Raw genomic sequence first — 13,625 nt, forward strand, 5'->3', positions numbered from 1 at the left:
TAAATAATCTGTCTGCCACACGGGATACGAAAATGAACAGCTCTCTTTCGCGTCTTAGCGTCGCTCTGCTGGCGGCGCTGCTGTCGCCCGCGGTATTGGCGGCCAATCTTCAGGATTTGAATGTCGCCAGTTTGCCTGGTGATCGAGTTGAGCTGAAGCTTTCCTTCGATGAGCCGGTGACGGCTCCTCGCGGCTATACCATCGAGCAGCCTGCGCGTATCGCTCTGGATCTGCCGGGAGTGTCGAACAAGCTCGGCTCCAAGAATCGTGAACTGGGCGTCGGCAATGCGCGTAGCGTTACCATTGTCGAGGCCAAGGACCGTACCCGCCTGATCGTCAATCTCACCAGTCTGGCGCCATACAGCACCCGAGTTGAGGGTAATGATCTGTATGTTCTGGTTGGTGATTCTTCTGCCGTCGCGTCGCGGCCCTCTGCCTCGGCGCCTGTTTCGGTAGCGGCTGTTCCGCCCAAGAAAACCTATGGGCCGCAGGCGAAAGCAATCAGCAATATCGACTTCCAACGTGGCGAGCAGGGCGAGGGTAATATTGTCATTACCCTTTCCGATGCATCGGTGAGCCCTGATATCCAAGAGCAGGGCGGGAAGATTCGTCTGGACTTTGCCAAAACTGAGCTGCCTGAATCCCTGCGTGTGCGCCTGGATGTGAAGGATTTTGCGACGCCGGTACAGTTCGTTAGTGCCACGGGTAGCGCAGAAAAAACCAGTATCGTGATCGAACCAGTTGGTTTATACGATTACCTGGCTTACCAGACCGAGAACAAGCTGACTCTGAGTGTAAAGCCGCTTAGCCAGGACGATGTCGAGCGTCGTAATGCTGAGCGATTCGCCTATACCGGTGAGAAACTATCGCTCAATTTTCAGGACATCGATGTGCGTTCTGTCCTGCAGTTGATCGCCGATTTTACCGATCTGAATCTGGTGGCGAGTGACACTGTCGCTGGCAACATCACCCTGCGTCTGCAGAATGTGCCTTGGGATCAGGCGCTGGACCTTGTGTTGAAGACCAAAGGCCTGGATAAGCGCCAGATTGGTAACGTCTTGCTGGTGGCTCCGGCAGACGAGATAGCTGCTCGTGAGCGGCAGGAGCTCGAGTCGCAGAAGCAGATTGCCGAGCTGGCTCCTCTTCGTCGCGAGCTGATCCAAGTGAACTACGCCAAGGCCACCGATATGGCCAAGCTCTTTCAGTCGGTCACCAGTGCCGACGGTACACCTGATAGCCGTGGCTCCATCACCGTCGATGATCGTACCAACAGCATTATCGCGTACCAGACTCAGGAGCGACTGGACGAGTTGCGTCGCATCGTTGCTCAACTCGATATCCCGGTCAGGCAGGTCATGATCGAGGCGCGTATCGTTGAGGCCAACGTCGATTATGACAAGGCTCTTGGCGTGCGCTGGGGGGGATCGGTGCGTAATGGCCGATGGGATGTCAGTGGCAAAGATGGCGCGCAGATTTTCGATGAAGACACTGGGCAGCGTAAGTTTTTGGGTACCGACACGATTGGTAATACCACGGTGGACGATGGCCTTGCCAACTTGCCCTTCGTTGACATGGGCGTGCAGAACAGCACATCTGGTATCGCTATAGGTTATTTGGGCAGCAATATCGTTCTTGATCTTCAGCTGTCTGCCATGGAGAAAACCGGCAACGGCGAGATCGTATCGCAGCCGAAAGTGGTTACCTCTGACAAGGAAACGGCAAAGATCTTGAAAGGGCAGGAGGTTCCTTATCAGGAGGCCAGTTCGAGTGGCGCGACCACTACGTCATTCAAAGAGGCTGCGTTGGCTCTGGAAGTCACTCCGCAGATCACTCCGGATAATCGCATCATCATGGAGGTCAAGGTCACGAAAGATGCTCCTGATTTCGCAAATCTGGTCAACGGTGTCCCTCCGCTCAACAAGAACGAGGTCAACGCCAAGGTGTTGGTCAATGATGGTGAAACCATCGTCATCGGGGGCGTGTTCTCCAATACCCAGACGAGTGCCGTCGAGAAAGTACCATTTTTGGGTGATCTGCCGTTCTTGGGGCGTGTGTTCCGTCGAGATATCATTCGGGACAACAAAGCCGAGTTGCTGGTTTTCATCACTCCGCGCATCATGAACAACCAAGCCATTGCTGTGAACCGATGACCTAAGTGCGGAATGTAATCCTCGTGGGCCCGATGGGAGCTGGAAAGAGCACCATCGGGCGTTTGCTTGCCAAAGAACTGCGTTTGTCTTTCAAGGACTCCGACAAGGAGATCGAGCAGCGCACCGGTGCCGATATACCCTGGATTTTCGATGTCGAGGGTGAGCAGGGCTTTCGTGAGCGCGAGCGGGCGGTGATCGCCGAGCTCTCGATGCAGGACGGCCTTGTGCTGGCCACTGGTGGCGGTGCGGTTATGCGTCCGGAGAATCGCCAGGCGCTGCATGCTGGTGGCCGAGTCGTCTACTTGCACACTTCGGTGGAGCAGCAGATCGACCGCACGTCGCGTGACCGTAATCGTCCGTTGTTGCGCACGGCCAATCCGGCTCAGGTGCTCAGGGATCTGATGGCCATGCGTGATCCTTTGTATCGAGAGGTCGCCGATATCATCATCGAGACGGACGAGCGTCCGCCGCGTATGGTGGTTCAGGAAATTCTGTCGCGTCTGGAAGCCTTGTCGCCCCGTTAAAGCGCGGGGCGAACTGCGCTATCCTAGTGGCCTTTTTATCCTGGGGGCCTCATGCAGACTCTTTACGTCGATCTCGCTGAACGCAGCTATCCCATTTATATCGGTCAGGGGCTGCTGTCCCGCCCTGAGCTGCTCGCGCAGCACATAGCTGGTCGGCAGGTGGCGATCGTGACCAATGACACCGTCGCGCCGCTGTATCTGCAAACACTGCTGCAGGTGCTCGAGGGCTACAGCGTCACCACCGTGGTGCTGCCCGATGGTGAGGCGTTCAAGAACTGGGAAACCTTGCAACTGATCTTCGATGGTCTGCTGAGCGCTCGACATGATCGCCGCACCACTGTCGTGGCACTTGGTGGCGGTGTGATCGGTGATATGGCGGGTTTTGCTGCGGCCTGTTATCAGCGAGGTGTCGATTTCATCCAGGTCCCGACGACCCTGCTTTCGCAAGTCGATTCGTCGGTGGGCGGCAAGACTGGCATCAATCATCCACTGGGCAAGAACATGGTGGGTGCCTTCTATCAGCCCAAGGCCGTTCTGATCGATACAAGCAGTCTGAACACTTTGCCCGTTCGCGAATTGTCGGCTGGCCTTGCCGAGGTCATCAAGTATGGCCTGATCTGCGATGAGCCCTTCCTGGTATGGCTGGAGCAGAATATGCCGGCCTTGCGTGCGCTTGATCAGCAGGCGCTTACCGAAGCTATCGAGCGATCCTGTGCGGCCAAGGCGCGTGTCGTCGCTGCGGACGAGCGTGAGTCGGGAGTGCGTGCCACTCTCAATCTCGGCCACACCTTTGGGCATGCCATCGAGACCGAGCAGGGGTATGGCGTGTGGCTGCACGGCGAGGCCGTTGCCGCTGGAACGGTGATGGCGCTGGAAATGTCCTATCGCCTGGGCTGGCTGTCGGCGGCGGATCGAGACCGAGGTGTACGTCTGTTGCAGGCTGCCGGGCTGCCGGTGGTGCCGCCGCAGGACATGACGCCTGCGCAGTTCCTCGAGCATATGGCAGTGGACAAGAAGGTGCTCGATGGTCAGCTGCGTCTCGTGTTGCTCAAACGATTGGGTGAGGCTGTAGTGACTGCCGACTACCCGCGTGAAATTCTCGACGCCACGCTGCGTAGCGATTACGTAGCGCTGGCTCTGTCGTCCAACTCTTGAAGAGTGATCCATGACCAGTTTGCATGCTGACGAAGCTTTCCTGGCGCATTACCAGTTCAGTCACGACCCCTTTGCGCCACGCGTACCTGGCTTCAAGTTCTTCCCGGCGCAGCGCAAGCCAGTGCTGGGGCAATTGCATCACCTTGCACGTTACAGCCAGCTGTTGCTCGCAGTGGTTGGTCCCGAAGGTAGTGGTAAGACGCTGCTACGTCAGGCATTGGTGGCCAGTACCAACAAGCAGGCGGTGCAGAGCATTGTCGTCGCGCAGGGTGTCACCGGTAGCGAGGCGCTTCTGCGCCAGGTCGCTCAGGGGTTGTCCATTGCTCAGGCCGATGTGCGTTCGATTCTGGCGCAGGTAGGGCAGTTGGCGTTGACCGGGCAGGAGGTCTATCTGTTGGTCGACGACGCTGATCAACTGGATGACGCGGCATTGAAAGGCGTTTTGGCGCTTGCTGCAGGTAATGCCGAGGGGCGCCCGCACATCTTTCTGTTTGCCGAGCAGGATCTGTTGGCGCGCTTGGAGGCGCTGGCAGGTGGCGAGGAGTGTTATCACGCGATTGAGCTTCAGCCGTACGCCGAAGAAGAGACGCGAGACTATTTGGCGCAGCGGCTCGATGGGGCCGGTCAGAGTATCGATCTGTTGACCGAAGAGCAGATCGAGGACATTCATCTCCGTTCTCAGGGTTGGCCTGGGGCAATCAATCAGGAGGCGCGTGAACTGCTGGTTGAGCAGATGCTCGCGCAGCGCTCGGCCGGGCGTGGTGCGGGCGGTGGTTTTGCTCTGCCGAAGAAGCATCTGTTGGCGCTGGCCGTGGTGTTGGTGGGTGTTGCCGCTGCCTGGTTCATGCAGGGGCGCGAGTCCGCCCCGCCGGCGCCGGTGGCTAGCAACACGTCGCTACCTTTGCAGTCCTCCGCGCCGCCTGTAGAAGCTGAAGAGCCGGCGCAAGCGCCTGCTGCGGAAAGTCGCGCGCCAGCCATTGAATTCGCAGGCGCCAGTCAGCCGCTGCCATTGCCGCTTGTGGGAGAATCGCAAGCCGTTATTCGCCAGCCTCTGGCTGAGGCGGCGGGTGAAGAACTGGATAACTTTGAGCCGCCAGCGTCGCCTGAGCCCTCGACAGTCACTCCGCCTTCGGCTCCAATCACTGCTGCACCTGCACCTGCACCTGCACCTGCACCTGCACCTGCACCTGCACCTGCACCTGCACCTGCACCTGCACCTGCCAAGCAGCCTGAGCCTGTTACGCCGAAGCCAGCGACTCCTGCTCCCGCGCCGGCTCCGGCTGTGGCCTCAGGTGGGGCGGCGACCAACTGGTACGCGCAGCAGCCCGCGTCCCGCTATGCCTTGCAGGTGGTCGGGTCGCGTTCGGAGGCTAATATTCAGGCGTTGGTGCGTGAGGGTGGCAGCGAATACCGTTACTTCAAGAAGGTCCACCAGGGGCAGCCGCTGTACGTGCTGACCTATGGTAGCTTCTCCAGTCGCGATGCCGCTCAGGCGGCCGTGAAAACGCTGCCGGCCAAGCTGCAGGCCGGTAAGCCCTGGCCTCGTACGCTGGGCAGTATCCAGCAGGAAATGAGCCGTTAGACGCTCTGTCCCAAGATGACCGCTTAGTCGTTAGCACGACCTTGCGGTCTTATCCTTCGTTTTTGCGACATAAACTTTCACCCCCTCGTCACGAAAATTTGTGACGCCATGGGTGGATATGTACAATGACCTCCCTTTTGCCTATGCAAAGCTGGCCCGTGCCCGCTTTTCGGGTTTAAGTAATTGAATTAGAAAGTAATTTGCCTGAGGTCTAGGCAGCCTGGTGAGAGTTTCCCCTATGAAAGCAGGTTTGTACCGTCCTGATGAGTTCAAGGATAACTGCGGCTTCGGCTTGATCGCCCATATGCAAGGTGAGCCTAGTCATCACCTGCTCAATACCGCTATTGAGGCCCTCACCTGCATGACTCACCGCGGCGGTATCAACGCCGACGGCAAGACCGGTGATGGCTGTGGTCTTCTGATCCAGAAGCCCGACCAATTCCTGCGTGCCATCGCCCAGGAGCAATTCGGCGTCGAACTGCCTGCGCAATATGCTGTGGGCATGGTGTTCTTCAATCAGGATTCGGCCAAGGCCGAAGCCGCGCGCGAGAACATGAACCGCGAAATCCTCGCGGCCGGCCTGCAACTGGTGGGCTGGCGCAAGGTGCCGATCGACACCAGCGTGCTGGGCAGGCTTGCGCTGGAGCGCCTGCCGCAGATCGAGCAGGTGTTCATTGGCGGTGAAGGTCTGAGCGACCAGGAATTCGCCATCAAGCTGTTCAGCGCCCGTCGTCGCTCGTCTGTCGCCAATGCCGACGACAGCGACCACTACATCTGCAGCTTCTCGCACAAGACCATCATCTACAAAGGTCTGATGATGCCGGCGGACCTGCAGCAGTTCTACCCGGACCTGGGTGACGAGCGCCTGCAGACCGCCATCGCGGTCTTCCACCAGCGCTTCTCCACCAACACCCTGCCGAAGTGGCCGCTGGCACAACCTTTCCGTTATCTCGCGCACAACGGTGAGATCAACACCATCACTGGCAACCGCAACTGGGCGCAGGCCCGTCGCACCAAGTTCGCCAACGAGCAGATTCCCGATCTCGACGAGCTGGGCCCGCTGGTCAACCGCGTCGGTTCCGACTCCTCGAGCATGGATAACATGCTCGAACTGATGGTCACTGGCGGTATCGACCTGTTCCGTGGCCTGCGCATGATCATTCCGCCGGCCTGGCAGAACGTCGAGACCATGGACGCCGACCTGCGCGCGTTCTACGAATACAACTCCATGCACATGGAGCCCTGGGATGGCCCGGCCGGCGTGGTACTGACCGATGGTCGCCATGCCGTGTGCCTGCTCGACCGTAACGGTCTGCGCCCGGCGCGCTGGGTCACCACCAAGAATGGCTACATCACCCTGGCGTCGGAAATCGGCGTGTGGGACTACCAGCCTGAGGACGTCATTGCCAAGGGCCGTGTCGGCCCGGGGCAGATCCTCGCCGTCGACACCGAAACCGGCCAGGTGCTGGACACCGAGTCCATCGACAGCCGCCTGAAGTCGCGCCACCCCTACAAGCTGTGGCTGCGCAAGCATGCTCAGCGCATCAAGGCGACGCTGGAAGATCGCGACCACGGTTCGGCCTTCTACGACCCGGATCAGCTCAAGCAGTACATGAAGATGTTCCAGGTCACCTTCGAGGAGCGTGACCAGGTGCTGCGTCCGCTCGGCGAACAGGGCCAGGAAGCGGTCGGCTCCATGGGGGACGACACACCGATGGCCGTGCTCAGCCAGCGCGTGCGTTCGCCTTATGATTACTTCCGCCAGCAGTTCGCGCAGGTCACCAACCCGCCGATCGACCCGCTGCGCGAAGCGATCGTCATGTCCCTGGAAATCTGCCTGGGCGCTGAGCGCAACATCTTCAGCGAGTCGCCGGAGCACGCTACCCGCGTGATTCTTAGCAGCCCGGTGATCTCGCCTGCCAAGTGGCGCGCGCTGATGAACCTGGATCGCCCGGGCTTCGACCGTCATGTCATCGACATGAACTACGACGAGTCGCTGGGTCTGGAAGCGGCCGTGCGCAACATGGCCGACCAGGCAGAGGAAGCCGTGCGTGCCGGCAAGGTGCTCTTGGTGCTGACCGACCGTCACATCGCTCCTGGCAAGTTGCCGGCGCATGCCGCGCTGGTCACTGGTGCCGTGCATCACCGCCTGACCGAGAAAGGCCTGCGCTGCGACTGCAACATCCTGGTGGAAACTGCCACCGCGCGTGACCCGCACCACTATGCCGTGCTGCTGGGCTTTGGTGCTTCGGCGGTCTATCCGTTCCTGGCCTACGAAGTGCTGGGCGACCTGATCCGTACCGGCGAAGTGCTGGGCGATCTGTACGAAGTGTTCAAGTACTACCGCAAGGGCATCTCCAAGGGCTTGCTGAAGATCCTGTCGAAGATGGGTATCTCCACGGTCGCGTCCTACCGTGGTGCGCAGCTGTTCGAGGCCGTCGGTCTGGCCGATGAAGTCACCGAGCTGTGCTTCCGTGGCGTGGCCAGCCGCATCCAGGGCGCGCGTTTCGTCGACATCGAAAGCGAGCAGAAGCTGCTGTCCTTCGAGGCCTGGAACAACCGCAAGTCGATCCAGCAGGGCGGCCTGCTCAAGTTCGTCTACGGCGGCGAGTACCACGCCTACAACCCTGACGTGGTACGCACGCTGCAGGACGCCGTGCAGCAAGGCAACTACGAGAAGTACAAGGAATACTCGAAGCTGGTCGACACCCGCCCGGTGTCGATGATCCGCGACCTGCTCAAGGTCAAGGAGTCCGCCACGCCGATTTCCCTGGACGAAGTCGAGCCGCTGCAGTCGATCTTCAAGCGCTTCGACGCTGCAGGCATCTCCCTTGGCGCGCTGTCGCCGGAGGCGCACGAGGCGTTGGCCGAGGCGATGAACCGCCTGGGTGGCCGTTCCAACTCTGGTGAGGGCGGTGAAGACCCGGCCCGCTACGGCACCATCAAAAGCTCGAAGATCAAGCAGGTGGCCACCGGCCGCTTTGGCGTGACCCCGGAATACCTGGTCAACGCCGAAGTGCTGCAGATCAAGGTGGCCCAGGGCGCCAAGCCCGGTGAGGGCGGCCAGTTGCCGGGTGGCAAGGTCAACGGCCTGATCGCCAAGCTGCGCTATGCAGTGCCGGGCGTGACCCTGATCTCGCCGCCGCCGCACCACGACATCTACTCGATCGAAGACCTGGCGCAGCTGATCTATGACCTCAAACAGGTCAACCCGAAGGCGCTGGTGTCGGTCAAGCTGGTGGCGGAAGCCGGTGTCGGCACCATCGCTGCCGGTGTGGCCAAGGCCTATGCCGATCTGATCACCATTTCCGGTTACGACGGTGGTACTGGCGCATCGCCGCTGACCTCCATCCGCTATGCCGGTGCGCCGTGGGAGCTGGGCCTGGCCGAAACCCACCAGACCCTGCGCGGCAACGACCTGCGCGGCAAGGTGCGGGTACAGACCGACGGTGGTCTGAAAACCGGTCTCGACGTAATCAAGGCAGCCATCCTCGGCGCCGAGAGCTTCGGCTTCGGCACCGCGCCGATGGTGGCCCTGGGCTGCAAATACCTGCGCATCTGCCACCTGAACAACTGCGCCACCGGCGTGGCCACGCAGAACGACAAGCTGCGCAAGGATCACTTCATCGGCACCGTCGAGATGGTGATGAACTTCTTCACCTACGTCGCCGAGGAAACCCGTGAGTGGCTGGCCAAGCTGGGCGTGCGCAGCCTGGAAGAGCTGATCGGCCGCACCGACCTGCTCGAAGTGCTGCCGGGCGAAACCGCTAAGCAGGGCAATCTGGATCTGTCGCCGCTGCTGGCCAGCGCACATATCCCGGCTGACAAGCCGCAGTTCTGCCAGGTGCCTAAGAACCCGCCGTTCGACGAAGGCCTGCTGGCCGAGAAGATGGTGGACATGGCCAAGGACGCCATCGCCGGCAAGACCGGTGGTGAGTTCGAGCTGAACATCGGCAACTGCGACCGTTCCATCGGTGCGCGCATTTCCGGTGAGATCGCCCGTGTGCATGGCAACCAGGGCATGAATGACGCGCCGATCACCTTCCGCTTCAAGGGCACTGCCGGGCAGAGCTTTGGCGTGTGGAACGCCGGTGGTCTGCACCTGCGCCTGGAAGGCGACGCCAACGACTACGTGGGCAAGGGCATGACCGCTGGCAAGATCGTCATCACCCCGCCTGCCGGCAGCCCGTTCGCTACCGAGGACAGCGCCATCATCGGCAACACCTGCCTGTACGGCGCCACTGGCGGCAAGCTGTTCGCTACCGGCACCGCGGGTGAGCGTTTCGCTGTGCGTAACTCCGGCGCCCATGCCGTGGTGGAAGGCACTGGCGACCACTGCTGCGAGTACATGACCGGCGGTTTCGTCTGCGTACTGGGCAAGACCGGCTACAACTTCGGCTCGGGGATGACCGGCGGCTTCGCCTACGTGCTCGACATGGACAACGGCTTCTACGACCGCGTCAACCACGAGCTGGTGGAAATCCAACGCATCAACAATGAAGCGATGGAGGCTTACCGCAGCCACCTGGAAAGCGTTCTCGCCGAGTATGTCGAGGAAACCGGTAGCGAGTGGGGGCAGAACCTGCTGGAAAACCTGGACGATTACCTGCGCAAGTTCTGGCTGGTGAAACCGAAAGCGGCCAGTCTGAAGTCGCTGCTGTCCAGCACCCGTGCCAACCCGCAATAAGAATGCGCCTGAAGTGGTTTGATGAGGTAATGCAATGACTGAACGTCTGAATAACGACTTCCAGTTCATCGAAGTCGGGCGCAAAGACCCGAAGAAGAAACTGCTGCGTCAGCGCAAGAAGGAGTTCGTCGAGATCTACGACAACTTCAAGCCGGCGCAAGCTGCAGACCAGGCGCATCGCTGCCTGGGCTGCGGCAACCCGTATTGCGAGTGGAAGTGCCCGGTGCACAACTTCATTCCCAACTGGCTCAAGCTGGTCTCGGAAGGCAACATCCTGGCCGCTGCCGAACTCTCGCACCAGACCAACACCCTGCCGGAAGTCTGCGGCCGCGTGTGCCCGCAGGATCGCCTCTGCGAAGGTGCCTGCACCCTCAATGACGGCTTCGGCGCGGTGACCATCGGTTCGGTGGAGAAGTACATCACCGACACCGCCTTCGCCATGGGCTGGCGCCCGGACATGTCCAAGGTCAAACCGACCGGCAAGCGCGTCGCGGTAATCGGTGCCGGCCCGGCCGGCTTGGGTTGTGCCGACGTGCTGGTGCGCAACGGCGTGACCCCGGTGGTGTTCGACAAGAACCCGGAAATCGGTGGCCTGCTGACCTTCGGTATCCCCGAGTTCAAGCTGGAAAAGACCGTACTCAGCCGCCGCCGTGAAGTTTTCACCGGCATGGGCATCGAGTTCCGCCTGAACACCGAGATCGGCAAGGACGTGACCATGCAGCAACTGCTGGATGAGTACGATGCCGTCTTCATGGGCATGGGCACCTACACCTACATGAAGGGCGGCTTCCCGGGCGAGGACCTGCCGGGCGTCTACGACGCGCTGGACTTCCTCATCGCCAACGTCAATCGCAACCTGGGTTTCGAGAAGTCGCCGGAAGACTTCATCGACATGAAGGGCAAGCGCGTCGTGGTACTGGGTGGTGGCGACACCGCGATGGACTGCAACCGCACCTCGATCCGTCAGGGCGCCAAGGCCGTGACCTGCGCTTACCGCCGTGACGAAGAGAACATGCCGGGCTCGCGCAAGGAAGTGAAGAACGCCAAGGAAGAGGGCGTGAAGTTCCTCTTCAACCGCCAGCCCATAGCCATCGTCGGTGAAGACAAGGTGGAAGGCATCAAGGTGGTCGAGACCCGTCTCGGTGAGCCCGATGCCCGTGGCCGTCGCAGCCCCGAGCCGATCCCGGGTTCCGAGGAGATTATCCCGGCCGAAGCCGTGCTGATCGCCTTCGGCTTCCGCCCGAGCCCGGCGCCCTGGTTCGAGCAGTTCGAAATCCAGACCGACAGCCAAGGCCGCGTCGTGGCGCCCGAGCAGTCGCAGTTCAAGCACCAGACCAGCAACCCGAAGATCTTCGCCGGTGGCGACATGGTGCGTGGTTCCGACCTGGTGGTGACGGCGATCTTCGAAGGCCGCAACGCCGCCGAAGGCATCCTCGACTACCTCGGCGTCTGACTCGTCTCGTACCTGCGCGGCTGCGACCTATGTGGTCTGTAGTCGCGCGGGTCGATGGCGAAACTCTCCAGGCGTGAGCGCAGGGTCGTTGGCTTCAGCTCCAGCAACCGCGCCGCGCCGTCCTTCCCCGATATCCTGCCCGCACAGGCCTTCAGTGCTGCGATCAGGTTTTCGCGCATCTGCCGGCGTTGCTCGCCCTGAGTGAAAATCCGCATTTCCTGTTCCACCTGTGGCTGTGACGGCGCGTCGTTACCGCTGTCGTTGGGCAGATCAAGGCGCAGCCGGGTGCCGGGTGAAATGATCACCGCGCGCTCGATCAGGTTCTCCAGCTCACGAATGTTGCCCGGCCAGGAATAGGCCTGCAGGCGTTGGATGTCGGCCAGGCGCAGGCTGGGCTCAGGGCGGTTGAGCTGGCGACAGGCGCGGCTGAGAAAGTGCTGGGCCAGCGGCGGAATGTCTTCCGGGCGCTGGCGCAGTGGCGCCGACTCGATGGGGAAGACGTTGAGGCGAAAGTACAGGTCTTCACGGAAGCGGCCAGCACGTACTTCCTGGCGCAGGTCGCGGTTGGTGGCGGCGATCACGCGCACGTCGACCTGGCGGGTACGGTTGTCGCCGACCCGCTCCAGTTGCTGTTCCTGCAGCACGCGCAGCAGCTTGCTCTGTAGCTCCAGAGGGATTTCCCCTACCTCGTCGAGAAACAGCGTGCCGCCATCGGCCAATTCGAAGCGCCCGACGCGGTCATTCAGCGCGCCGGTGAAGGCGCCGCGGATATGGCCGAAGAACTCGCTCTCGAACAGTTCACGGGGTACCGCTGCGCAATTCACCCGGATCAGTGGGCGGCGGCTGCGTCCGCTGTTGTCGTGAATGGCGCGGGCGATTAGTTCCTTGCCGGTGCCTGACTCGCCGGTGATCAGCACGTTGGCACCGGTGGGGGCGACCAGTTCGATCTGGCGGATCACCTGCTGCATGGCAGCGCTGCGTCCGACCAGGTCGTGCTGGGCGTACTCGCCACGAATTTCCTCCTGCAGGTAGGCATTCTCCAGCTCCAGGCGTTGCTTGAGCTGCTGCACTTCGCTCAGTGCCTGGCGCAGCCGGCGCTCGGTCTCCAGGCGCTCGCTGATGTCACGAAACACCACCACGGCGCCGACCAGTTCGCCGTCGTCACGCAGCGGCGTGCTGGTGTAATCCACCGGGATCGGTTTGCCGTCCTTGTTCCAGAACACCTCGTCGGCCACCTGATGCACCTCGCCGTCGTTGAAGGCGGCGTAGATCGGGCAGGTATGGCCGTCGTAGGTGCTGCCGTCGGGATGGTGGTGGTGAATCAGGTCGTGAATGTTGTGGCCGATCAGGTCGTCGGCGCGCCAGCCGAGAATGCGCTCGGCCGCCGGGTTGACGAAGGTGGTCTCGCCATTACGGTTGACCCCGTAGATGCCCTCGCCAGCGGCGCCGAGGATCAGCTGATTCTGCCGCTCGAACTGGCGGAAGATGCGTTCCACGCCCTGCCATTCGAGCAGTCCCTGACGTTGATAGCGCTCGGCTTCGGCCAGCCCGCGCAGGGCGTCGAGGCGGCGACGCTGTTGGATCAGCAGGCCGAGCAGGGTAGTGCCGTCACGCGTCAGCCGGCTGCCCTCGATTTCCACCTCCAGGCGTTCGCCATCGTGATGCAGCAATCCGAGGCCGTCACGCCAGGCATTGCCGCGCACCTGCACCTCTTCGGTGAAGGTGACCAGTGCCCCAAGGTCATGCGCCCAGAGACGGCTGGCGCGCAGTGCGAGCAGTTCATCCAGCGGCCAGCCGAGTAGAGCGCAGCAGGCTGGATTGGCATGCAGGATGCGGTCGTCGATTGGATCGATGACCAGGCTGGCGCTCTGCATGTGTTGCAGCAACAACTGACTGGCGGCATTGGGATCGGGCATCGCGGCGCTCTCGGGATTGGCCTTTCAGGTCGTTATCCAAAGGGCGTGCCAGTTGACGAGATATCGTTTTTTAATCTGACGAATTCTCGCGAATAACGATATTTCGTATTTATTGATTTTATTAAAAATCTATATTTTTCAATTGCTTATATATGTTT

Annotated in this window: 7 protein-coding genes; 6 read left to right on the forward strand and 1 reads right to left on the reverse strand. The window is 61.0% G+C overall.

The window, feature by feature from the left end; genetic code table 11:
• Nucleotides 1-32 precede the first annotated feature (32 nt).
• The 6 genes from pilQ (at nt 33) to BLS08_RS03720 (ending at nt 11,551) form a co-directional block, all read left to right on the forward strand.
• Nucleotides 33-2,150 (forward strand): type IV pilus secretin PilQ, encoded by a 2,118-nt coding sequence (gene pilQ / locus BLS08_RS03695; protein ID WP_017678543.1) that lies wholly within the window; start codon nt 33-35, stop codon nt 2,148-2,150.
• Between the two features lie 5 nt (nt 2,151-2,155).
• The gene (gene aroK / locus BLS08_RS03700; RefSeq protein ID WP_026088727.1) at nt 2,156-2,674 is read left to right on the forward strand and encodes a shikimate kinase AroK; all 519 of its coding nucleotides are present in this window, start codon (nt 2,156-2,158) and stop codon (nt 2,672-2,674) included.
• Between the two features lie 51 nt (nt 2,675-2,725).
• Nucleotides 2,726-3,829 carry a 3-dehydroquinate synthase gene (gene aroB / locus BLS08_RS03705; protein WP_017678545.1) on the forward strand — a complete coding sequence of 368 codons (1,104 nt, stop codon included), beginning with the start codon at nt 2,726-2,728 and terminating at the stop codon, nt 3,827-3,829.
• Nucleotides 3,830-3,839: 10 nt separating this feature from the next.
• A complete protein-coding gene (locus BLS08_RS03710; RefSeq protein WP_017678546.1) occupies nt 3,840-5,411 on the forward strand; it encodes an SPOR domain-containing protein in 1,572 nt (523 codons plus the stop codon).
• 238 nt (nt 5,412-5,649) lie between these two features.
• A complete protein-coding gene (gltB, locus tag BLS08_RS03715; RefSeq protein ID WP_017678547.1) occupies nt 5,650-10,098 on the forward strand; it encodes a glutamate synthase large subunit in 4,449 nt (1,482 codons plus the stop codon).
• A 34-nt stretch (nt 10,099-10,132) separates the two neighbouring features.
• Nucleotides 10,133-11,551 (forward strand): FAD-dependent oxidoreductase, encoded by a 1,419-nt coding sequence (locus BLS08_RS03720; protein WP_017678548.1) that lies wholly within the window; start codon nt 10,133-10,135, stop codon nt 11,549-11,551.
• Here BLS08_RS03720 and BLS08_RS03725 read toward each other — a convergent pair.
• A complete protein-coding gene (locus BLS08_RS03725) occupies nt 11,536-13,467 on the reverse strand; it encodes a sigma 54-interacting transcriptional regulator (protein WP_017678549.1) in 1,932 nt (643 codons plus the stop codon). The genes BLS08_RS03720 and BLS08_RS03725 overlap by 16 nt on opposite strands.
• Nucleotides 13,468-13,625 lie beyond the last annotated feature (158 nt).

It is taken from the genome of Ectopseudomonas chengduensis (assembly GCF_900102635.1).
In the GTDB taxonomy this organism is placed as follows: Bacteria; Pseudomonadota; Gammaproteobacteria; order Pseudomonadales; family Pseudomonadaceae; genus Aquipseudomonas; species Aquipseudomonas chengduensis.